This is a genomic window from Sorangium sp. KYC3313, assembly GCF_052075895.1.
Classification (GTDB): domain Bacteria; phylum Myxococcota_A; class Polyangia; order Polyangiales; family Polyangiaceae; genus Sorangium; species Sorangium cellulosum_B.
Genome location: NZ_CP197255.1, coordinates 1,883,400 through 1,903,379, shown reverse-complemented (window position 1 = coordinate 1,903,379; position 19,980 = coordinate 1,883,400). Strand labels below are relative to the sequence as shown.

Sequence of the window (19,980 nt, the reverse complement as noted above, 5' to 3'; positions counted from 1 at the left end):
TGCGTGCCGCCGCGTCGCTCACGGCAAAAGCACTGGGGTACAAACGATTCGCGTTTGGCGAGCGACGGTGTCGCGCGTCATTCCCGGGGCACCACGCGGATCCCGCGAGCACCCTCAAAATTCAATGACGCGATCGGCGACGCTCGTGGGGCCTACCACGAGAGATCTTCTGGTTTCGAGGCTTAGGAAATCGAAACGCGATCCGGAAGTCAAGCTCCTCGTTGTGACCGTTCACATCGTACAGCCACGCTGCACACGTTGGCTGGATGATGAAACCTCGCACGATGCGCCTTCCTCCTGGAAAAATGACACTACATCAAAAGCCTATGTGCCAGAGGAGCTCCGCTCCGCGGCGATGGCGCGACCGAGGAGCCCGATGATGCGCTCCGCATCATAGACGCAACCACCCCAGCTGCCGCCGCTGGCATCCTGAAGCGCAGCCCACAACCGCGTATCCGGGTTCACTCGGCCGTCCGGTTGAAGGGCTGGATTGGGCGGACGGGCGGCAAGACCGCCGTCCTCCACGCCCACGACGTCGACCGTCCCCTCCAGCCTGCGCGTGTCGATCTGCAGCCTCACGCGGTCGCCGTCGCGCACGCGGCCGATGGGGCCGCCCGCCCACGCCTCCGGGCTGACGTGGCCGACGCACGCCCCGGTGGAGACGCCGGAGAAACGACCGTCCGTGACCAGGGCGATACGGTGCCCCTCCTTCACGTGCTTGAGGGCAGAGGTGATCTGGTACGTCTCCGGCATCCCGATACCGGGACCGATGCCGATCAGCACCATCACGTCGCCCGGCTGCACGGCGCCCGCCTTGATCGCCTCGATCGCCGCGTCCTCGCTGCCGAACACGCGCGCAGGCCCTTCGTGCAGATAAACGCCGTCCGGTCCGATCACCTGGGGGGCGATCGCGGTGCTCTTCACGAGCGCTCCCTCCGGCGCGAGGTTGCCGCGCAGGAAGGTCACCGTGCTGGTGAGGCCGCGCTCGCGCGCCTTTCCGGCGGACATGATCACGTCGTCCGGGTCGATGCCGTCCAGCTGCCGTAGCTTGTCGCGCAGCCGCCGGCGCCGCTCGCTGCGCTCCCACCACTCGAGGTTCTCGCCCAGGGTCCGGCCGCTGACGGTGCGCGCGCCGAGCCGCAGCAGGCCGAGCTCGCGCAGGTGGAGCATGACCTCCGGGACGCCTCCCGCGAGGAAGACCTGAACCGTGGCGTGGTGTTTCGGCCCGTTGGGCAGCACGTCCACGAGCCGCGGAACGAGGGCGTTGACGCGCGCCCAGTCGTCCACCGTGGGGCGCCGGAGCCCGGCCGCGTGGGCGATCGCCGGCACATGGAGGACCAGGTTGGTCGACCCGCCGACGGCGGCATGCAGCACCATGGCGTTGTGGACCGAGTCGTCGGTGACGATGTCCCGCGTGGTCACGCCACGTCGATCGAGGGCCATGAGCGCGTGCGCGGAGCGGCGGGCGAGGTCGCGCCAGATCTCGGCGCCCGACGGGCTGAGCGCGCCGTGCGGGAGGGCGAGGCCGAGCGCCTCCGCCACCACCTGGCTCGTCGCGGCCGTGCCCATGAACTGGCAGCCGCCGCCGGGGGAACCGCAGGCGCGGCAGCCCATCTCGGCGGCGTAATCGAGGCTCACCTCCCCGCGCGCGTAACGCGCTGCGAGCGTCTGGACCTTGGCGGTGTCCTCGGCCTCCTCCGCGAGGAGCGTGACGCCTCCCGGCACGAGCACCGCAGGGAGGTCGAGGGTGCCGGCGAGCGCCATCAACATGGCCGGCAGGCCCTTGTCGCAGGTGGCGACGCCGAGCACGCCTCGGCGGGTGGGCAGCGAACGTATCAGTCGTCGAAAGACGATGGCGGCGTCGTTGCGGTAAGCGAGGCTGTCGAGCATGCCGACGGTGCCATTGGTCCGCCCGTCGCACGGGTCGCTGACATAGCCGGCGAACGGGATGGCCCCGCCGGCCGTGAACGTGCGGGCTGCCTCCTCCATGAGCAGCCCCACCTCCCAGTGCCCCGTGTGGTACCCGAGCGCGATCGGCGTGCCGTCGGGCGCGCGGATCCCCCCCTGCGTGCTGAGCACGAGGAACTGCTTCCCGTTCAGGCGCGCAGGATCCCACCCCATCCCGGCATTCTGCGTCCAGCCGAACAGCTCGCCGCTCGACATGGCGCGCAGCTGCTCGGCCCCGAGCGGGAGGCGCCCCGACGGTCCGGGCGCGGTCGTGCGCAGGGTGTAGATCGCCTCGCTGCCGGACTCGAAAACCGGATCGTGGCTCATGCGCGGGGTGCGATGGGGTCGCGGGTGGCTCGGCCGTCGACGAGACGCGATATCCCGAGCGGGTTCTCGTCGCGCAGCTCCGGCGGGAGCAGCGCGGGCGGACACGACTGGTAGCAAACGGGGCGCGCGAAGCGGAGGATGGCCGCGGTTCCAACCGACGTGAAGCGCACGTCGCTGCTCGCTGGATACGGCCCGCCGTGGTGCATGGCGTGCGACACCTCCACGCCCGTCGGGTAGCCATCGAAGACGAGGCGGCCCGCGACGCGGCCGAGGACGTCGACGAGGTCCTGGGCGGCGGCGAGATCGTCGGCGGTCCCGTGAAGCGTGGCGGTGAGCTGGCCTTCGAGCCCGTCGAGGAGCCGAAGCAGCTCTCCGCGGTCCGAAGCGGTGACGAGCAGCGTGTACGGCCCGAAGATCTCGTGCGCGAGGTGCGGCTCCCGCGCGAAGTCGGCGGCGGACACCCGAGCGACGCGCGCGCCGGTGTCGGTCAGCCACTCCACGCCTCTCAGCTCCCGCACGGAGCGGTCGAACGACGCCTGGATACCGGCGTGCAGCATCACACCCGGCGTGATGGTGCGGGCCCGGTCGGCGACCGACCGCGCGAACGCGTCCCATTCGGGGGAGGCCAGCCCGAGGACAAGGCCGGGCTTGGTGCAGAACTGGCCGACGCCGAGCGTGCACGAGTTGATCAGCCCTTCGGCGATCGCGTCGCGGCGCTCGCGCAGCGCGCCGGGCAGCACGACGAGCGGGTTGATGCTGCTCATCTCGGCAAAGACGGGGATGGGCCGCGGGCGGGCCGCGGCGGCGTCACAGAGGGCGCGGCCGGCGCGGGTGGACCCGGTGAAGCCCACCGCCTGGATGGCCTCGTGGCGCACGAGCGCGAGCGAGACCTCGGGCGAGGCGCCGTGCACCATGCCGAACACGCCCGCGGGCAGGCCCGCCTTCTGCACGGCGGAGCGCAGGGCCGAGGCCGCGAGCTCGGAGGTACCGGGATGCGCCGGGTGGGCCTTGACCACGACCGGGTTGCCCGCGGCGAGGGCGGAGGCGGTGTCGCCGCCGGCAACGGAGAACGCAAGGGGGAAATTGCTCGCGCCGAAGACGGCGACCGGACCGAGCGGTCGCAGCATGCGGCGCAGGTCGGGGCGCGGGAGCGGCCTGCGGTCGGGCAGCGCGGGATCGATCCGGGCATCGACCCAGGAGCCCTCGCGCACGACGGCGGCGAAGAGGCGTAGCTGGCCGGTGGTGCGGCCGCGTTCGCCTTCGAGGCGGGCGACGGGCAGCCCGGTTTCCCTGTGCGCGGTCTGGATCAGGGGGTCGCCGAGCGCCATGAGCTCGTCGGCGGCGGTCTCCAGGAGCCGGGCGCGCAGCTCCGGCGCGAGGCCGGCGAAGGCCGGCGCCGCGGCGCCGGCGGCGCGGGCGGCGGCGTCGATCTCGTCGGCGGTGGCGTCACGGTAGGCGCCGAGTTTTTCCCCGGTCGCGGCGTTGTGGGCGAGAAATTCCATGGGGCGCCTTGTCAATGTGCAGATACGGGGTTCGCCAGCGTGCCGACGCCGTGGATCGTGATCTCCACGAGGTCGCCGGGCTCCAGGGTGAACGAGTCTGGCGGGACGATGCCGGTCCCGGTCATGAGGACGACGCCCGCGGGGAAGCTCAGCTCGCGCGTGAGGTAGGCGACGAGCTCCTCCGGCGAGCGCCGCATGCTCGCGGTCGAGGTCTTCCCCGAGAACACCGCCTCGCCCCTGCGCCGGATCGCGAGCTCGATGGAGAGCGCGCGCAGGTCGAGCCCGGGCTCGTCCGCGAGCGCGATGGCGGGGCCGAGCGCGCAGCAGCCATCGTAGACCTTCGCTTGCGGCAGGTAGAGGGGATTGTCGCCCTCGATGGACCGCGACGAGACGTCGTTGCCGGCCGTGTAGCCGACGATGCGGCCCGCCGTGGACACGACGAGCGAGAGCTCCGGCTCGGGCACGTTCCAGCTCGAGTCGCGCCGGATGCGGACCGGCGCGCCCGGGCCGACGACCAGGCGGGGCGTCGCCTTGAAGAACAGCTCGGGGCGATCGGCCTCGTACACGAGGTCGTAGAAGTCGCCGCCGCCGGCGCTCTCCTCTTTGCGCGCGGCGCGCGAGCGCTCGTAGGTGACGCCCGCCGCCCAGACCTCCTGCCCGTCGATCGGGGCGAGCAGCGGGACGTCGGGCGGGAGGGGGTGGGCCGCGGCGCGCGCGCGCGCGTCGCGCACCGCGCCGAGGGGATCCGGCAAGGCGAGCCACGAGGCGACGGACGCGAACGCCTCCGGGGATGCCGCCGTGAGGTCGTGGCGCGCTCCCCGCTCGTCCTCGAGCCCGAGCCGAGGGCCGCCGCCGCTCGCAAACCGAAACAGCTTCATGTCCGCTCCTCCCTACAGGGTCGTCCTGTCGATCGCGATGCCAGGGCCGCGCCGCCTTGCGCGTCCGCCCACGCACTCTCGATGCAATCCTGGAATCGCGTCAACACTTCTCTCGTCGCTGCCTCCGCGGGAACGCCTCGGGGCACCGTGGGTGCCGTGTTGAAGGCCATCCCGCAGTCGCGCAGCGTCGACCGCATGATTCACCCTTCGCGCGCTCTGTAAAGCCACACTCCGCTCCATGATGCGCCGCGTGGCGCAGCGCGTCCTCGCGACCGTGATGCGGCAGGCTCGCGCCGGCTGAGCCCGGGCCGTACGATCGGGCCGCTCGATGCGCTACGGCTCCTTGTTCATCGCGCTGAGCGCGTCGCTCCTGTGGCTCGCCGTCGTGGCCGGCGGCGCCGGGCTCGCTCTCCTCTGGCCGGCGCTGAGCTTCGCCCTCGTCGGCGCTGCCTACCTGGCGCGCAAGCCCGCCCTGCTAGGAAAGCGGGTCGACGGCACGCTCGCGTGGTGGGCCTGGCTGCTGTTCGCGCCGTACTTCTTGCTCACGTGGTGGATATGGCACGGCGAGCGCCTGCTCGGGCGCGAGGACTGCGCGAACGAGGTCGTGCCGGGGCTCTGGGTCGGTCGGCGCCCCTGCGGCCAGGAGCTACCGGAGGGCGTGCGGGTGATCGTCGACATGACGGCGGAGTTTCCCGCTGCCGCCGTGATGCGCCGCCATCCAGGTTACCTGTGCGTGCCGGTGCTCGACGGCACAGGCCCCGAAGCGGGCGCGCTGCGTGAGCTCATCCATCGACTGCACGGCAAGGAAGCGATCTACGTGCATTGCGCGTCCGGCCATGGTCGCTCGGCGACGATCGCGGCAGCCCTGCTGTTGAACCGGGGGCTCGCCGCGAGCGTGAGCGAGGCGGAGGCCCAGCTCCGGCTCCGGCGGCCGGGGATCCGGCTGAACGCCGCGCAGCGGCGATCTCTGGAGGGAATGCCGACTCGACGTGAAGGCGGGTGACCGTGTTCGCAGGGGCGCTTCGCTCCGGGGAGCCCGGTGCAACCGAAGCGCTGCCGCGACGAAGACTCATGGACGAGATGTCATGAATCACGCCGTTTATGCAATCTATTTGCATCAACGGTAGGACCGAAGTAATGGTGTTGCATCCAGCAGGTCATGCCGATCCGGCGCCGCTGCCGCGGAGCGCGACCTGACGCCGATTGGCAAGGAGGGCACCTCGTGCGCGATATCATCAAGCTCGTCTCGTCTGCAGGGACGGGCCACTGCTACTACACGACGAAGAACAAGCGGACGATGACGGAGAAGATGCAGATGAAGAAGTACGATCCCATCGCCCGCAAACACGTTGTCTTCACCGAAGGGAAGATCTCGAAGGGAGGCGGCAAGTAAACGCGACTCCAGCGCTCACGGTCATGCAGCCAGCGTGGGTGCGCTGCATGACCGCGTCGCCGAGGTTGAGTCAGCCAGCCTGCACGGAGCGCCTCAGGACAGGAGCTGCGCCGGCCCGGCCTCGCTCTCCTGTTCACTCGATTCACTCGCGTCCTCCCACGCCGGGAAGGGATCCTCGAACCGCCTCCACGCGGACGGCCCCGCGGCCATCTCGTCCGGCGTGAGCAAGCAGGCGTCGAGCCCGCGCGTCAGCTCCTCTCGAGCCATGTCGACGCCGATGAAGACGATCTCCTGCCGCCGGTCCCCCCAGACCGGATGCCATGCGGCGCACGGCCGGTCGTCCTCCTGCCGCTCCTCCTCCGGCAAGGCGGCGTACCAGAGCCCGGCCGCCTCGAACGAGGCGGCGCCGCCCGCCTGCGACCAGGCGCCTGTGACGTCCATGCGCGTCGCCAGCCAGAAGAACCCCTTCGAGCGGAGCACTCCATCCCAGGCGGCCGCCCCGTGGAGGAAGGCCCAGAGCCGCTCCGGGTGCATCGGGCGCTCCGCGCGGTAGACGAAGCTCTCGATCCCGTACGCCTCGGTCTCGGGGACGTGCTCCCCGCGCAGCTCCCGCATCCAGCCGGGCGAGCGCGCCGCCTCCTCGAAATCGAAGCGCCCGGTGCCCAGGATCTCGCGAGGATCGACACGGCCGCGGCAAGCCCTGACGATCCGGGCGCCGGGGTTCAGGTGCAGCAGCATCGCCGTGAGCCGCTCGACCTCGTCATCGCTCACGAGATCCGTCTTGTTGAGCACGAGCACGTTCGCGAACTCGACCTGCTCGACGAGCAGATCCGCGACCGTGCGCTCGTCGTCGCCGTCCAGCGCGGCCTCGCGCGCGCGGAGATCGTCGGCGCTCGTCCAGTCGGCGAGGAACCGCTGCGCGTCGACGACGGTGACCAGCGTGTCGAGCCGGGCGACCTCCGAGAGGCGCTTGCCCGTCGCCGGATCGTCGAAGGTGAACGTCTCGGCGACAGGGAGCGGCTCCGAGATGCCCGTCGACTCGATCAGCAGGTAGTCGAAGCGCCCCTCCGCCGCCAGGCGGGCCACCTCGACCAGGAGATCCTCCCGCAGCGTGCAGCAGATGCAGCCGTTCGACATCTCGACGAGCCGCTCCTCCACGCGGCGCAGCGCGGCAGCGCCGCCCCGCACGAGCGCGGCGTCGACGTTGACCTCGCTCATGTCGTTGACGATCACCGCGACGCGCATCGAATCGCGATTCGCGAGGACGTGGTTGAGCAGCGTGGTCTTGCCGGCGCCCAGGAAGCCGGACAGCACGGTCACAGGGAGCTTTTGCGTCACGTCGAGATCCTCTCTCGCCAGCGCCGGGGCGCTCCAGCGCGGGCGGGTGCGCCCGTCGCGCGTGGGGCGTCGGGTGAACGAGGTGCATCCGCGACCGCGGCGCGATCGGCCGGGCCCCGGCCTGGCGTGAGCTCACATGACGCAATAGAATTGCATTTGCAACAAAATAACGTTTGTCGTCGGCATGCGCGCCGGACACCTCACCCGCGGGCGCCGCCCCGCGCCGCCGCGGCTCAGGCCTGCTTCCGCCTGTCGGGGCGCAGCACGCCCAGGAGGATCACATCGACGACGTGAGCGAGCTGGGCCTCGTCCACGACCGTGCGGTCCGCGAGTATCCGGTGCTGGAGATAGGCCGCGAGCAGCCCGCACGGCAGCAGCGGATCCGCGCTCGGCGCGAGCTCGCCGCGCGCGACCGCGGCCTCGATGATGGCCCGCAGCCCTGCCTCCTGGACCGCGCGCAGCGAGCGGGCGATGGTGATGAGCTCCGAGTCGGGGCCCTCGGACAGGCATACGTGGAAGAGGCTCTGCCCCACCGGCGACGTCTGGATCTCGATGATCGCGCGCCCGAGCGCGACAAGGTCCCCGCGGAGCGAGCCCGTGTTCGGCGGGATGATCTTCTCGTCCGTGATCGACAGGAGCGCGGCCCGCACGAGATCCTCCTTCGTCGGCCAGCGCCGGTAGACGGTGGTCTTGTTGACCCCCGCGCGCGTCGCCACGTCCTCGATCCGGAGCGCGCGGTACCCCGCGCTGGCGAGCTCCTCCAGCGTGGCGGCGAGGATGCCGCGCACGACAGGCTCGCCGCGCACGAGCGCGCGCGTCTTCGCGGAGCCTCGCCTCGCCGTGCGCTTCGCCGTCGTCGCCTGCATCAGCCGTCATTGAAGTTCCGCCGCGCGGCACACGCCAGCCCAATTTCACGGGTGGCCGGCTATCGCACCCATTCGTTGCGATCATCGCAACCAGTGGTTGCGGTCGGCTCCGACCGTGTTATACCCATCGCAACTGTCGGTTGCGGTCGCCTGGGCGCCGGCGCCCCCGGGCGGTGGGGCCGGAGGCTGGGCGACGGGGGAACGAGCGGACGGCGCAGCGCACCGGCGCGTGCGCCGCCGCGTGCGCCGCCGTGCTCCGCCGAGGCCGCGCTCCGCCCGCACCAGGCCGCTCCGCGACCGACGCTGCCCCGAGGGATCCTTGAGCCACACAACGACGAAAGGCCGCGCCCGAAGCCTCCTCCTGCTCCTCGCGCTCGCCGCCGCAGCGGCGGGCTGCGGGACCAGGGCCAGCGCCTCCACCGCCGCCGAGACGAACGGGCCCAGGGCCCGCGTCGAGACCGCGGAGGTGCGCGAGCAGCCCATGCCGCGCAGCATCGCGCTCACCGGCACGCTGCGCGGCGATCGGGAGACCGAGCTCGCCGCCAACGCGGTCGGCCGCGTGGTGGAGACGTTCGTCGAGCGCGGCGCCGAGGTGAAGAAGGGCGACCTGCTCGCGCGCCTCGACGTCCGCGCCGCGGCGCTCTCCGCCGCGGAGGCGCAGGCGAACGCCGCGCTGACCCGCGCCCAGGAAGAGACGGCGAAGCGCGAGTGCGACCGCTACAGGGCGCTGCTCGAGAGCGGCGCTATCTCCGGCGTCGAGCACGACCGGATCGCCGACCAGTGCCGGAGCGCCCCGCTCTCGGTCGCGGCCGCATCCGCCCGCGCCCGCGCCGCCGCGCAGAGCGTCGGCGACGGCCAGATCCGCGCGCCGTTCGACGGGGTGGTCGCCGAGCGCTTCGTCGACGTCGGCGAGTACGTCCGCCAGGACTCCCGCGTCGTCGCGCTCGTCTCGAAGGGCGCGCCGCGCCTCCGGTTCACCGTGCCGGAGGCGAGCCTCGCGGCCGTCAAGACCGGCGGCGCGCTGACGTTCACCGTGCCGGCGTACCCGGGGCGGTCGTTCGCGGGCACGGTGCGCTGGGTAGGCGCCGCGGTCCGCGAGACCACGCGCGACCTCGTCGCCGAGGCCGAGGTGCAGGACCCCGACGGCGCGCTGCGGCCGGGCATGTTCGCGTCCGTCGCGCTCGCCACGGCCGAAGCGCCGAGCCCGGTGGTGCCGAGATCCGCCATTGTCCCGCGGGAGGGGCGCGCGCACCTGTTCGCCGTCGTCGACCACAGGCTCGAGGAGCGCGTCGTGCAGACCGGCGTGGAGAAGGGCGACGCCGTGGCCGTCCTCCGCGGCGTCCGCGCAGGGGAAGCGATCGTCATCAACCCGTCCGAGGCGCTCCAGAACGGCCAAGCCGTGGAGTGAGGTCGTCATGCAGTGGCTCGCTCGCGTCTGCGTCAAGAGGCCCGTCTTCGCGTCGGTCCTCATGCTCGTCATCGTGGTCCTCGGCGTCGCCGGCTACACCCGGCTCGGCCTCGACCAGTTCCCCGACATCGACGTCCCGTACGTCGTCGTCACGACGCGCCTCGACGGCGCGGCGCCCGAGGAGGTCGAGGCCGAGATCTCCGACCGGATCGAGGGCGCGGTGAACACCATCAGCGGCATCGAGGACCTGCGCTCGACGTCGACCCAGGGCGTGAGCCAGGTCGTGGTCGGCTTCGAGCTGGAGAAGGACGCCGACGTCGCGGCCCAGGAAGTGCGCGACAAGATCAGCGTCGTCCTGCCCAGCCTGCCCAAGGGCATCGATCCGCCGATCGTGAGCAGGATCGACCTTGGCGCGGCCCCGGTGCTGCTCGTCTCCGTCGCGTCCGATCAGCCGATCCGCGAGCTCAGCGAGATCGCCGACAAGCGGGTGCGCCGGCAGATCGAGGGCATCTCCGGCGTCGGGCAGGTCAGCCTGATCGGCGCGCAGAGCCGGCAGATCAACGTCTGGCTCGATCCGATCGCCCTGCGGGCGCAGGGGATCACCGCGGCCGACGTGCAGCGGGCGATCGCGGCGCAGAACCTGATGACGCCGGGCGGCAGCGTCGAGACCGGCCCCGAGGACCTCACGCTCCGCGTGATGGGGCGCGTCGAGTCGCCCGAGGCCCTCGGCCGCATCGTCCTCCGGGAGCAGGACGGCCACGCCGTGCGCCTCGCGGACGTCGCCCGCGTCGAGGACGGCCGCGCGGAGGAGAAGACGTGGGCCCAGCTCGACGAGCGGCGCACCGTGCTCCTGTCGGTGGTCAAGCAGTCGGGCCAGAACACCGTCGCCGTCGTCGACGCCGTGAAGGCGCGCCTCGACGAGGTGCAGCGCTCGCTGCCCGAGGGGACGAAGATCGAGGTCGTGCGCGACGGCTCGCGCGTGATCCGCACGGGCATCGCCGCCGTGAAGGAGCACCTCGTCCTCGGCGCCCTCCTCGCCGCGGCGGTGGTGCTCCTCTTCCTCGGCAACGCCCGCAGCACGCTCATCGCGGCGCTCGCGATCCCGATCTCGGTCGTCGGCACGTTCGCCGTGATGTGGATCGCCGGGTTCACGCTGAATTTCCTCACGCTGCTCGCGCTCGCGCTCGCCGTGGGCATCGTCATCGACGACGCCATCGTCGTGCTCGAGAACATCGTCCGGTACATCGACGAGAAGGGCATGAAGCCGTTCCCGGCCGCCGTGCTCGCGACGAAGGAGATCGGCCTCGCGGTGCTCGCGACCACGCTGTCGCTCATGGCGGTCTTCATCCCGGTCGCGTTCATGCCGGGGATCGTGGGGCGCTTCCTCAAGAGCTTCGGCCTCACGATGGCGTTCGCGATCGGGGTCTCGCTGATCGTCAGCTTCTCGCTCACGCCCTCGCTCGCCGCGCGGTGGCTCTCGGGGCACGCGCGCGGCGGGCGTGACGCGCGTGACGCGCACGACGGCGCCCCCGCGAAGCCGCCGGTCCTCGAGCGCGCCGTCGACGTCTTCTACCGGCCGATCGAGCGCGCCTACATGGCCGCGCTCTCGTGGGTGATGAAGCGCCGCTGGGTGATCGTCGTCGCGTCGGCGGTCGCGCTCGGCTCGTGCGCGCCCATCGCGAAGACGCTGCCCGCCGGCTTCCTCCCGGAGGACGACCAGGCGCAGTTCGAGATCAACCTGCGCGCGCCCGAGGGGACGAGCCTCACCTCGACCCGCCTCATCGCCGAGCGGATCGCGGGCGACGTGCGCCGGCTCCCGGGCGTCACCCGGACGCTCCTGACCGTGGGGGAGGGCGAGCAGCAGGCCGCGAACGTCGCCAAGGTCTACGTGATGCTCGTCGACCCGGAGCAGCGCGCGCTCGGGCAGCTCGCCGTCATGCAGCGGGTGCGCGAGGAGATCCTCGCGAAGCTGCCGAAGGAGCTGCGCGTCACGGCCGGCGAGGTGCAGGCGATCTCGTCCGGCGGCCAGTCGTCGGCGAGGATCCAGGTGGCGATCCAGGGGCCGGATCTCGACCGGCTGGGCGAGTACGCGGCGCGCATCACCGAGGAGCTGCGGAAGGTCCCCGGCGCCGTGGACGTCGACAACAGCCTCGTCGTGGGCAAGCCCGAGCTCCGCGCGACCATCGATCGCGATCGCGCCGCGGATCTCGGCGTCCAGGTGGCCGACGTGGCCGGCGCGCTCCAGCTCTTCGTCGGCGGGCTCAAGGTGTCGACGTACTCGGAGGCGGGCGAGCAGTACGACGTCCGCGTGCGCGCCGACGCGAAGCACCGCGCCGACGCCGAGAGCCTCGCGTTCCTCACGGTGCCGTCGTCCAAGCACGGCGCCGTCCCGCTCCACAGCGTGGTCGCGATGGAGCCCGACAGCGGCCCCTCGTCGATCGGCCGCCTCGGCCGGCGCCGGCAGATCACGATCAGCGCGAACGCCGCCCCCGGCGTCGGCGACACGGCGGTGCAGGCGGCGCTCGACAGGATCATCGCCGAGCAGCGGATGCCGGCGGGCTACTCCGCGCAGCCGGTGGGCAGCTCCAAGAACACGGCGAGCACGGCGGCGAGCTTCGTCGTCGTCATCGGGCTCGCGTTCGTGTTCATGTACCTCATCCTCGCGGCGCAGTTCGAGTCGTGGCTCCACCCGATCACGATCCTGCTCTCGCTGCCGCTCACGGTGCCGTTCGCGCTGCTCTCGCTCAAGCTCTTCGGCCAGTCGCTGAACCTCTTCTCGGGGCTCGGGCTGCTCGTCCTCTTCGGCGTGGTGAAGAAGAACGCGATCCTCCAGATCGATCACACGAACCACCTGCGCGCGGAGGGGATGCCGCGGCTCCAGGCGATCCTGCAGGCGAACAAGGACCGGCTCCGCCCGATCCTCATGACGACGATCGCCTTCGTGGCCGGCATGATCCCGCTCGTGCTCTCGCACGGGGTCGGCTCGGGCCAGAACCGGACGACGGGCGCCATCGTGCTCGGCGGCCAGTCGCTCTCCCTGGTCCTCACGCTGCTCGCGGTGCCGGTGGCCTACTCGCTCTTCGACGACGCGGCCGAGTGGATCCGCCGCCGGCGCAGGGCGGCGGAGGACAGGGGCGAGGCCGAGCTGGACGCGCTGCTCGGCGGGCCGGAGGCGAGCGCGCCGGCGGGCGGAGAGTAGTTGAAGAGGGGCGTAGGGGGAGCCGCGCGGCCGCCTCAGAGGATCGGATCGACGCGGTAGACCCGGCTCGTCAGCGTGTCGACGAGGTAGAGCTTGCCGTCCGGCCCGAAGGCGATCCCTGCGAGCGAGCCCGCGGGCAGGCCCGTGTCCAGGGTGCGGACCACCTGCCCCGCCGTGTCGAACGCATAGATCCGGCTCGTCGCGTGATCGGTGACGTAGACGAGGCCCTCGTGGACCTCGAGGCCGCTCGGGGCCTCGAGCGTCCCCGGGGGGACGAACTCGATGAGGGTGGCGCCGTCCATGTGCCTGCGCACCTTGACCGGCTCTTGCCCGTCGAAGCTCGCGCCGGGCACGCCGCTCGTCGGATCCAGCTTGAGCAGCCGCTTGTGGCCTGTGTCGGCGACATAGAGGCGCTCTTCCCTGGCGCTGTAGAAGAGATGGCTCGGCGTGGCCTCGACCCCGAGCACCTCGCCGGCGGCATAGCGGTAGATCTCGCCGTCGGAGTGGTCGTCGTGACCGGGGCCGTGATCGTGGGCGAAGTCGTACCGGTCGAGCGCCTTGTCGTTGCCGTTGAAGACCCAGTAGACGTTGGCCTGCTCGTGCGCGATGCCCTTGCAGAAGGAGCTCGAGTGGAGCATGTCGAGGTGCGACCCGAGGCCGTCGGGCGTCTCCGTGGCGAAGATCGAGAGATCCGAGGAGAAGAGCGACGGGCCCATGAAGTAGTTGCCGCCGTTGTCGTTGTCGCCGCAGACCCCGAACGTGCCTGGGTGGCCGAAGGCGATCGCGGGCGGCTGGTCCATGAAGTGCGCCGCGGCGGGGTCGCGGAGGCGGACCCACGAGCCGTCCGGCGCGCCGGGCTTCGTGATGATGATCATGCTGTCGTCCTTGCGGTTGACGACCCAGAGCTCCTCGGGCCGCTCCGGGTTGAAGGCGAGGTCGGTCGGCTCGCGCTGCCGGTTCGGCTCGAAGACGGACACGAGCGCGACCGAGGACGGACTGCCATCCTTCACGCCGATCGGAGATCCAGGCGGCAGCTCGACGCACGCGCCGAGCGCCTGGTCGCACAGCGGCGTGTCGGGCGTGGCGGCGCACTCCGGCGATGCACTACAGCGCGGCGCGGACGACAGCGGGGCATCGGCGTCTGCCCCTGAGCAGGCCGGCAGGAGCGCCACGCTGGCCAGGACGAGCACCCTCTGAAGCGTCATTCAAGCCTCCCGGTGAAGACGGTGAAGAGGAGGACATTCTGACCCGACCGGTCACGCCGGCCATCGCTTTGTGCCGTGGCGCGGTGGCGGAGGGCGGACCTCGTGGGTAGCCTGGTGCGTCATGAGCGAGCGCGAGCCAGAGCGACGCCCGGAGGGCGCGGAGCAGGCGAGGGGAGGCCCCGAGGACGCGCGGGCGGCGGGGGCGGTCGCGGCTCTCGTCGAGAGCCACCAGGAGTTCCTGCGCTTCCTGGAACGGAAGGTGGGCAATCGCGCCATCGCCGAGGACATCCTGCAGGACGCCTTCGTGCGGGGCATAGGGCGCATCGACAGCTTGCGCGACGAGGAGTCGGCCACGGCGTGGTTCTATCGGACCCTCCGGAACGCCGTGGTTGACCATTTCCGGCGAAAGGGCGCGTCGGAGCGGGCGATGGCCGCGCTGGCCGCCGAGCTCGACGAGGCGGCCCAGCCCGAGGTGGAGCACCGCGCGGTCTGCCAGTGCGTCCGCGCGCTGGCCGGCACGCTGAAGCCCGAGTACGCCGCCGCGATCCAGCGCGTGGAGGTCGACGGCCTCTCGGTGCAGGCGTTCGCCGAGGAGGCGTCGATCACCGCGAACAACGCGGCGGTGCGCCTCTTCCGCGCCCGCGAGGCCCTCCGCAAGCAGGTGACCGCGATGTGCGGGAGCTGCGCGGAGCACGGGTGCCTCGACTGCACGTGCGGCCCGGTGCCTGCGCCGCAGGCGAAGGGCGAGCCCGAGCCGAAGCGAGGCTGCGGGCACGGGCACGGCGGCGCGGGCTGATCGTTTACGGGTTACGGGTTACGGGTTACGGGGCGGGGGAGGGGAGCGGCCCGCATGGCGATCGTCGTTCACGTGTGCTCATCAGCGAGGTGTTCCCCATGATCGAGGTGCTGGCGCCGCGGCCGTTCGATGGATTGGCGGGTCCGAAGCTGTTCCTCGCCGGATCCATCGACAACGGCCAGGCCGAGCTGTGGCAGGCGCGCGTCGCAGAGGAGCTCGCGGATCTCGAGGTGGTGATCCTCAACCCGAGACGGGAGCGGTGGGAGCCGGGCTGGGCGCAGAGCCTCGAGAACCCGAGCTTCGTGGAGCAGGTGTTATGGGAGCTCCGCGGGCTCGAGGAGGCGGACGTCGTCTTGATGTACTTCGCGCCGGGCTCGAAGGCGCCGATCAGCTTGCTGGAGCTCGGCCTGTTCGGGCGCTCCGGGAAGATGCATGTCGTCTGTCCGGAAGGGTTCTGGCGCAAGGGCAACGTGGATGTCGTGTGCGAGCGGTACGCGATCCCGCGCTACGCGAGCTTGCCCGAGGGGCTGCGCGCGGCGCGCGGCGCGCTCGTGCGGCGGAGCGGCGGCGAGTAAAGCGTCCCCAAACGATGATGACTTCTACATTGACCGAGCCCTGCGCGCCATCTCGCTAGCCACGGCTCGTGGCCAGGGCACGCCGCGGCACGCACGCTTCGAGCGCTCGGCTGTGCGCTACGAGCGACATGCCGATATTCGCCGCGCGTCCCTTCAGCTTGCGGTATGCCTGAGCTGCCTCGACTACACGCCGATTGGATTTGTTAGCTGCTCCTAAGATATCAAAGTTTCAGCAGGAGCTTTTGCACGGTGTCATATATGCCGTGGGCGATGTTCGCGAACGCATCGTCTCGATCGGACCATTTCGTGACCGGCATGTCATCTTTGGGCAGCGCGCGGAGCCTGCCCAGCACCCTGTCCAGCTGCCAAAGGCATGGGCGCAGAATAACCGGGACAACCACGGCCTCTCCGCTCTTGTGCCGCGCGAGCGCCGTCTCCATCTCGTCGCCATTGCAGTAGTCCGAATTGATGAAAATAGGACTAATGAGGAAGATGATAATGTCCGCCTCTTGAAGCCTCTGATGGAGGACGCCCTTCCAGTCCTCTCCCGGGGTGATCATGTGATCATGCCAGATCTCGATGAGCTTGCTCTTTTCCAGCGGACGCAGGTGCTCGAGAAGATCCTTTTTCAGTAGCTCGTCGCTCTGCACGTAAGCGATGAAAATCTTGATCGGTCTCTTCGGGGCGGCGCGCTCATCGGGTCGGTGCCTGGTGTCGTGCTCGACACGGGGCTTCGGCGTCGCAGCGGAGACGGGGGGTGGCTTCGGCGTTGCAGCGGAGACGGGGGGTGGCTTCGGCGTTGCAGCGGAGACGGGGGGTGGCTTCGGCGTTACAGCGGAGACGGGGGGTGGCTTCGGCGTCGCAGCGGAGATGGGGGGTGGCTTCGCGCCTTCCGCTCGGTAGATGCCCGTACCTCTACCCCTCCCTGAAGGCATGTTCTCTTGCCGCGACAGGGCAGCGTTGCTTTCTGCGTCCTGCTCGTCGTCCTCGCTGGTCTGCTCGGTGTCCGCGCGCCGGACGGTGCCTCCGGGCCCGGGGCCCCGAACGACGAGGCCTCTTTCGACGAGTTGGTCGCGGACCTGCTCGTACTTTTCATCGTTCCAGCCGAGCTGCTCCCGCAAGACCCTGTTGTTGATCGTCGAGCCGTCCTCGGGAATCAGCGAGAGAAACTTCTTCGCTTGCCGCGACAGGGCGGCGTGAATTTCTGCGTCGTCCTGATCGTCGTCCTCGCTGGTCTGCTCGGTGTCTGCGCGCCGGACGGTGCCTCCGGGCCCGGGGCCCCGAACGACGAGGCCTCTTTCGACGAGCTGGTCGCGGACCTGCTCGTACTTTTCATCGTTCCAGCCGAGCTGCTCCCGCAAGACCCTGTTGTTGATCGTCGAGCCGTCCTCGGGAATCAGCGAGAGAAGCTTCTTCGCTTGCCGCGACAGGGCGGCGTGAGTTTCTGCGTCGTCCTGCTCGTCGTCCTCGCTGGTCTGCTCGGTGTCCGCGCGCCGGACGGTGCCTCCGGGCCCGGGGCCCCGAACGACGAGGCCTCTTTCGACGAGTTGGTCGCGGACCTGCTCGTACTTTTCATCGTTCCAGCCGAGCTGCTCCCGCAAGACCCTGTTGTTGATCGTCGAGCCGTCCTCGGGAATCAGCGAGAGAAATTTCTTCTCTTGGCGCGACAGGGCGGCGTGAGTTTCTGCGTCGTCCTGCTCGTCGTCCTCGCTGGCCTGCTGAGTGTCCGCGCGCCGGACGGTGCCCCCGGGCCCCGGTCCCCGAACGACGAGGCCTCTTTCGACGAGCTGGTCGCGGACCTGCGCGTACTTTTCATCGTTCCAGCCGAGCTGCTCCCGCAAGACCCTGTTGTTGATCGTCGAGCCGTCCTCGGGAATCAGCGAGAGAAATTTCTTCTCTTGGCGCGACAGGGCGGCGTGAGTTTCTGCGTCGTCCTGCTCGTCGTCCTCGCTGGCCTGCTGAGTGTCCGCGCGCCGGACGGTGCCCCCGGGCCCCGGTCCCCGAACGACGAGGCCTCTTTCGACGAGCTGGTCGCGGACGCGCTCATATTTCTCATCGGGCCAGCCGAGGTGCTCGCGGAGACTCCTGTTGCTGATCGTCGAGCCGTCTACCGGGACCAACGAGAGAAATCGTTCGTCGTCCGTGGGTCTGCCCATGCCCTGCCTCATCTCGTCCCTTGAGGTCCTCGACGTTACAGGTACACCCGGCCGCTTGATAACCCATTTTTGCCATCGAGGCGTGCGTCAAGCCGGCCGCGACGCTGGAGCGTTGGCTCCCCTGAGTGCGCCCGCCGGTCGAACCAGCTGCCACCCCGCGAGCACGCACGAGCAACCTCCGGCAGATCCCGCTACCAGGCGTTCGCCGCGACGCGTCAGAGGGGTGCCGGACGAGCTCGGGCGTTCCCATCGGGTCGAGTCGGTGTTCGTGGCTGCGTATTCCGGACCCACCTGACGGCCGGCTCCGATGCGCGTGATGGCATCGCTCCGCAACGAGCCGCCTGCGCGCGTGTCCCTCGGCTTCCGCCGGCTTCACCGCGAGCTGTCGGAGCCATGGGTCACGCCGCGGACGCTCTGCGTCGAGTATCGCGAAGGGAGCGCGGCCCAGGTCCAGGCGCCGCTCGATCCGTACGAATACAGCCGCTCTCGCTGAACGCAGCGGCGAGGCGGAAGTTGGAGGCGATGATGAAGAGCGGATACCAGTTTCAGAGCGAATTCGCGCGCAGCTACGTGGCGAAGGGGCGAGAAGAAGGGATGCGGAGGGCACTCTGAGGACCAAGGCGCACGACGTGCTCGCCGTGCTCGAGGCCCGCGGGTTGAAGGTCCCCGCCGAGGTGCGAGAGCGCGTCTTCGCGAGCACCGATCTCGACGAGCTGGACCGCTGGATCCGACGCGCCGTCGTCGTCAGCGGCGCCAGGGAGCTGCTCGTCACGACCGGCTCCTGAACACGGCACCTCCGTGCCCCCGAGCTCCCTCCCTCCGCACGGCAACTACAGAGAAGCCGCCGCCAGCGCCTGACCGAAGCTCCTCGCCACCTCGTCGATCCGAGCTGGTGTGGTGACGAGCGGCGGCAGGAACCACACCACGCTGCCGTGGCGGCCGCCGAGCTCCACGATCATTCCCGCCGCAGGCACTCGCGCCCAGGTGTCGAATCGCTTGTGGCACGCGACCACCGAGATCCGCGGCCCGCCGGCCCTTCAAACCTAAAGCGCGACTGAAATACTCAATCGGTGCACTATTCTGCGCATAAATTAAATTGATTTCTATTTTTCATTTGAGTTACCGAAGCTGTCGGGCATGGCCGTCAGCTCGGTTCCCCGACCTCAGCGCTCCGACCCCCAGGCTCGGCCACGGGTGGGCTCGGCGCCACGTGGGCCTCTCGCGCTTCGAGCGCCCGCTCGCCCGCGCGTCGACCGTCCTGCTGCCGCGGTCGATCGAGCTGGTCCCGGCGATGCCTCCCCTCGTGAGCTCGGCCCTCGCGGGGGCGGCTTATCACCTCGACCGGCTGGAGACCGAGCCCTGCGCGCTGCGCATCCTGAAGGACGCGGACGCCTTCGACCCGGACTTCGCCTTGCGCCTGAGCGAGCTGACGGGCGGCGCGATCGCGGGCGATCCCATCCCCGCGGGCGGCGACAGCCTCTTTCTCCGGGTGTTCGAGGAGGGCCTCGCCACCATCGGCGAGGAGACCAAGACGTTTGAGATCACGGGTCAGCCGGCGTGGCACTGGTGGCGGTGGGATACCGCGGCGAACGAGGCGGCGCCGGTCGGGGAGCTGGTCCCCTCGCCCGCGAACGTCTCCTTCTTCGAGGTCGACGGCCGGGTCTTCGCCATCGATGAGAAGGACGACTCCACCGCGAGCACGCTGATCGAGCTCACGGCCGAGGGGGCCCGAAGCTCGGCCTGACGACGCCGGGGTACCTGCACGGCGTGGCGAAGGTGCGATAGATTCGCGCGGCGCTCCGCGCGACGGGACAGGGTGACTCGCGATGGTCCTCGCCATCGTCATCTTCTCGCTCTCGGTGTGGCTCTGGGGCCGAGCCGAGGCCGGCGCGGCGGCGCTCCTCGTCCCCTTCGCGGCGCTCCTCTGCGCCGCGAGCGCGTTCGTCCTGCTCGCGCCGGTCTGGCCGCGCGCCGTCTGGGGCCTCGCCCTGCTGTGCCCGCCGGCCATCGCCGCGCTCTCGCTCCTCGGAGCGCGCCATGGCTAGCCGCCGCCTCGCCCGGCTCGACGCCGCGCTGCGCGTGCTCGCGGCGCTCGTCGGGACCCTGCCGCTCGCCGTCCTGGCGAGCGTGTGTCTCGCGCGATTCGCGCCGCTCGCCGAGAGCACGCGGTCCGCGCTCGGCTTCTCGCTCGTGGTTCCGCTCTGGCTCGCGGCGATGTGCTTCGCCTTCCTGGCCCGCAGCGCGGCCCGCGCGTGGGGGGTCTGCGCGGCGCTCGGCGCCGTGTTGCTCGCCCTGGCCTACGTGGTGCCGTCATGACGGGCGCGCGCCCCTGGCGACCGGAGCTGGCCCGGCGCCTTCCGCGCTCCTCGTCCGTTCGACGGTGATCGGCG

The 19,980-nt window shown here is 70.6% G+C and carries 19 protein-coding genes; 11 read left to right on the top strand and 8 right to left on the bottom strand.

What is annotated here, in order from left to right; genetic code table 11:
* Positions 1–324 precede the first annotated feature (324 nt).
* From ACSRUE_RS07395 to ACSRUE_RS07385, 3 genes are read right to left on the bottom strand one after another with little or no spacing between them, the layout of a single operon-like run.
* Positions 325–2,274 (bottom strand): YjhG/YagF family D-xylonate dehydratase, encoded by a 1,950-nt coding sequence (locus ACSRUE_RS07395; protein ID WP_441290395.1) that lies wholly within the window; start codon positions 2,272–2,274, stop codon positions 325–327.
* Positions 2,271–3,776: an aldehyde dehydrogenase (NADP(+)) gene (locus ACSRUE_RS07390; protein ID WP_441290394.1), complete on the bottom strand. Its 1,506-nt coding sequence runs from the start codon at positions 3,774–3,776 to the stop codon at positions 2,271–2,273. The genes ACSRUE_RS07395 and ACSRUE_RS07390 overlap by 4 nt, the downstream gene beginning before the upstream one ends.
* 11 nt (positions 3,777–3,787) lie before the next feature.
* Entirely contained in the window at positions 3,788–4,654 is an 867-nt protein-coding gene (locus ACSRUE_RS07385; RefSeq protein WP_441290393.1) for a fumarylacetoacetate hydrolase family protein, read from the bottom strand.
* 328 nt (positions 4,655–4,982) lie between these two features.
* Here ACSRUE_RS07385 and ACSRUE_RS07380 point away from each other — a divergent pair, with 328 nt between their 5' ends.
* Positions 4,983–5,657 carry a dual specificity protein phosphatase family protein gene (locus tag ACSRUE_RS07380; protein WP_441290392.1) on the top strand — a complete coding sequence of 225 codons (675 nt, stop codon included), beginning with the start codon at positions 4,983–4,985 and terminating at the stop codon, positions 5,655–5,657.
* Between the two features lie 219 nt (positions 5,658–5,876).
* Entirely contained in the window at positions 5,877–6,047 is a 171-nt protein-coding gene (gene rpmG, locus ACSRUE_RS07375; protein WP_441290391.1) for a 50S ribosomal protein L33, read from the top strand.
* 93 nt (positions 6,048–6,140) lie between these two features.
* Here rpmG and zigA read toward each other — a convergent pair whose 3' ends face one another.
* Both zigA and ACSRUE_RS07365 read right to left on the bottom strand, forming a co-directional pair.
* Positions 6,141–7,385 carry a zinc metallochaperone GTPase ZigA gene (gene zigA / locus ACSRUE_RS07370; RefSeq protein WP_441290390.1) on the bottom strand — a complete coding sequence of 415 codons (1,245 nt, stop codon included), beginning with the start codon at positions 7,383–7,385 and terminating at the stop codon, positions 6,141–6,143.
* A gap of 233 nt (positions 7,386–7,618) precedes the next feature.
* The gene (locus ACSRUE_RS07365) at positions 7,619–8,251 is read right to left on the bottom strand and encodes a TetR/AcrR family transcriptional regulator (protein WP_441290389.1); all 633 of its coding nucleotides are present in this window, start codon (positions 8,249–8,251) and stop codon (positions 7,619–7,621) included.
* A 319-nt stretch (positions 8,252–8,570) separates the two neighbouring features.
* On the opposite strand from ACSRUE_RS07365, the gene ACSRUE_RS07360 reads away from it, so the two are divergent.
* Both ACSRUE_RS07360 and ACSRUE_RS07355 read left to right on the top strand, forming a co-directional pair.
* Entirely contained in the window at positions 8,571–9,659 is a 1,089-nt protein-coding gene (locus ACSRUE_RS07360; RefSeq protein WP_441290388.1) for an efflux RND transporter periplasmic adaptor subunit, read from the top strand.
* Positions 9,660–9,666: 7 nt separating this feature from the next.
* Positions 9,667–12,858: an efflux RND transporter permease subunit gene (locus ACSRUE_RS07355; protein ID WP_441290387.1), complete on the top strand. Its 3,192-nt coding sequence runs from the start codon at positions 9,667–9,669 to the stop codon at positions 12,856–12,858.
* 35 nt (positions 12,859–12,893) lie between these two features.
* On the opposite strand, the gene ACSRUE_RS07350 is transcribed toward ACSRUE_RS07355, so the two are convergent.
* Positions 12,894–14,063 carry a hypothetical protein gene (locus tag ACSRUE_RS07350; protein WP_441290386.1) on the bottom strand — a complete coding sequence of 390 codons (1,170 nt, stop codon included), beginning with the start codon at positions 14,061–14,063 and terminating at the stop codon, positions 12,894–12,896.
* Between the two features lie 121 nt (positions 14,064–14,184).
* Between ACSRUE_RS07350 and ACSRUE_RS07345 the strand changes: the two genes are divergently transcribed.
* Positions 14,185–14,859, top strand: coding sequence for an RNA polymerase sigma factor (locus ACSRUE_RS07345; RefSeq protein WP_441290385.1), 675 nt, complete (start codon positions 14,185–14,187; stop codon positions 14,857–14,859).
* A gap of 98 nt (positions 14,860–14,957) precedes the next feature.
* Positions 14,958–15,434 (top strand): nucleoside 2-deoxyribosyltransferase domain-containing protein, encoded by a 477-nt coding sequence (locus tag ACSRUE_RS07340; RefSeq protein ID WP_441290384.1) that lies wholly within the window; start codon positions 14,958–14,960, stop codon positions 15,432–15,434.
* 221 nt (positions 15,435–15,655) lie between these two features.
* Here ACSRUE_RS07340 and ACSRUE_RS07335 read toward each other — a convergent pair whose 3' ends face one another.
* A complete protein-coding gene (locus tag ACSRUE_RS07335) occupies positions 15,656–17,590 on the bottom strand; it encodes a TIR domain-containing protein (protein ID WP_441290383.1) in 1,935 nt (644 codons plus the stop codon).
* Positions 17,591–17,906: 316 nt separating this feature from the next.
* Between ACSRUE_RS07335 and ACSRUE_RS07330 the strand changes: the two genes are divergently transcribed.
* On the top strand, positions 17,907–18,083 hold the full coding sequence (locus ACSRUE_RS07330) for a hypothetical protein (RefSeq protein WP_441290382.1): 177 nt from the start codon (positions 17,907–17,909) through the stop codon (positions 18,081–18,083).
* 136 nt (positions 18,084–18,219) lie between these two features.
* On the top strand, positions 18,220–18,375 hold the full coding sequence (locus ACSRUE_RS07325; protein WP_441290381.1) for a hypothetical protein: 156 nt from the start codon (positions 18,220–18,222) through the stop codon (positions 18,373–18,375).
* Between the two features lie 45 nt (positions 18,376–18,420).
* Here the strand turns inward: ACSRUE_RS07325 and ACSRUE_RS07320 are convergent, their stop codons facing one another.
* Positions 18,421–18,549: a hypothetical protein gene (locus ACSRUE_RS07320; RefSeq protein ID WP_437763318.1), complete on the bottom strand. Its 129-nt coding sequence runs from the start codon at positions 18,547–18,549 to the stop codon at positions 18,421–18,423.
* A gap of 251 nt (positions 18,550–18,800) precedes the next feature.
* Here ACSRUE_RS07320 and ACSRUE_RS07315 point away from each other — a divergent pair, with 251 nt between their 5' ends.
* From ACSRUE_RS07315 to ACSRUE_RS07305, 3 genes are all read left to right on the top strand, one after another.
* Entirely contained in the window at positions 18,801–19,334 is a 534-nt protein-coding gene (locus ACSRUE_RS07315; RefSeq protein WP_441290380.1) for a hypothetical protein, read from the top strand.
* Between the two features lie 82 nt (positions 19,335–19,416).
* Positions 19,417–19,635, top strand: a complete 219-nt coding sequence (locus ACSRUE_RS07310) for a hypothetical protein (protein ID WP_437763316.1) — start codon at positions 19,417–19,419, stop codon at positions 19,633–19,635.
* Positions 19,628–19,906 (top strand): hypothetical protein, encoded by a 279-nt coding sequence (locus ACSRUE_RS07305; RefSeq protein ID WP_441290379.1) that lies wholly within the window; start codon positions 19,628–19,630, stop codon positions 19,904–19,906. The genes ACSRUE_RS07310 and ACSRUE_RS07305 overlap by 8 nt, the downstream gene beginning before the upstream one ends.
* Positions 19,907–19,980: the final 74 nt, after the last annotated feature.

What these genes read in the sequence shown, in the direction of transcription:
- ACSRUE_RS07395 (WP_441290395.1), bottom strand. Translation starts at nt 2,274, where the DNA reads ATGAGCCACGATCCGGTTTTCGAGTCCGGCAGCGAGGCGATCTACACC.
- ACSRUE_RS07390 (WP_441290394.1), bottom strand. Translation starts at nt 3,776, where the DNA reads ATGGAATTTCTCGCCCACAACGCCGCGACCGGGGAAAAACTCGGCGCC.
- ACSRUE_RS07385 (WP_441290393.1), bottom strand. Translation starts at nt 4,654, where the DNA reads ATGAAGCTGTTTCGGTTTGCGAGCGGCGGCGGCCCTCGGCTCGGGCTC.
- ACSRUE_RS07380 (WP_441290392.1), top strand. Translation starts at nt 4,983, where the DNA reads ATGCGCTACGGCTCCTTGTTCATCGCGCTGAGCGCGTCGCTCCTGTGG.
- ACSRUE_RS07365 (WP_441290389.1), bottom strand. Translation starts at nt 8,251, where the DNA reads ATGCAGGCGACGACGGCGAAGCGCACGGCGAGGCGAGGCTCCGCGAAG.
- ACSRUE_RS07355 (WP_441290387.1), top strand. Translation starts at nt 9,667, where the DNA reads ATGCAGTGGCTCGCTCGCGTCTGCGTCAAGAGGCCCGTCTTCGCGTCG.
- ACSRUE_RS07350 (WP_441290386.1), bottom strand. Translation starts at nt 14,063, where the DNA reads ATGACGCTTCAGAGGGTGCTCGTCCTGGCCAGCGTGGCGCTCCTGCCG.
- ACSRUE_RS07345 (WP_441290385.1), top strand. Translation starts at nt 14,185, where the DNA reads ATGAGCGAGCGCGAGCCAGAGCGACGCCCGGAGGGCGCGGAGCAGGCG.
- ACSRUE_RS07340 (WP_441290384.1), top strand. Translation starts at nt 14,958, where the DNA reads ATGATCGAGGTGCTGGCGCCGCGGCCGTTCGATGGATTGGCGGGTCCG.
- ACSRUE_RS07335 (WP_441290383.1), bottom strand. Translation starts at nt 17,590, where the DNA reads ATGGGCAGACCCACGGACGACGAACGATTTCTCTCGTTGGTCCCGGTA.
- ACSRUE_RS07330 (WP_441290382.1), top strand. Translation starts at nt 17,907, where the DNA reads ATGGCATCGCTCCGCAACGAGCCGCCTGCGCGCGTGTCCCTCGGCTTC.
- ACSRUE_RS07320 (WP_437763318.1), bottom strand. Translation starts at nt 18,549, where the DNA reads ATGATCGTGGAGCTCGGCGGCCGCCACGGCAGCGTGGTGTGGTTCCTG.
- ACSRUE_RS07310 (WP_437763316.1), top strand. Translation starts at nt 19,417, where the DNA reads ATGGTCCTCGCCATCGTCATCTTCTCGCTCTCGGTGTGGCTCTGGGGC.
- ACSRUE_RS07305 (WP_441290379.1), top strand. Translation starts at nt 19,628, where the DNA reads ATGGCTAGCCGCCGCCTCGCCCGGCTCGACGCCGCGCTGCGCGTGCTC.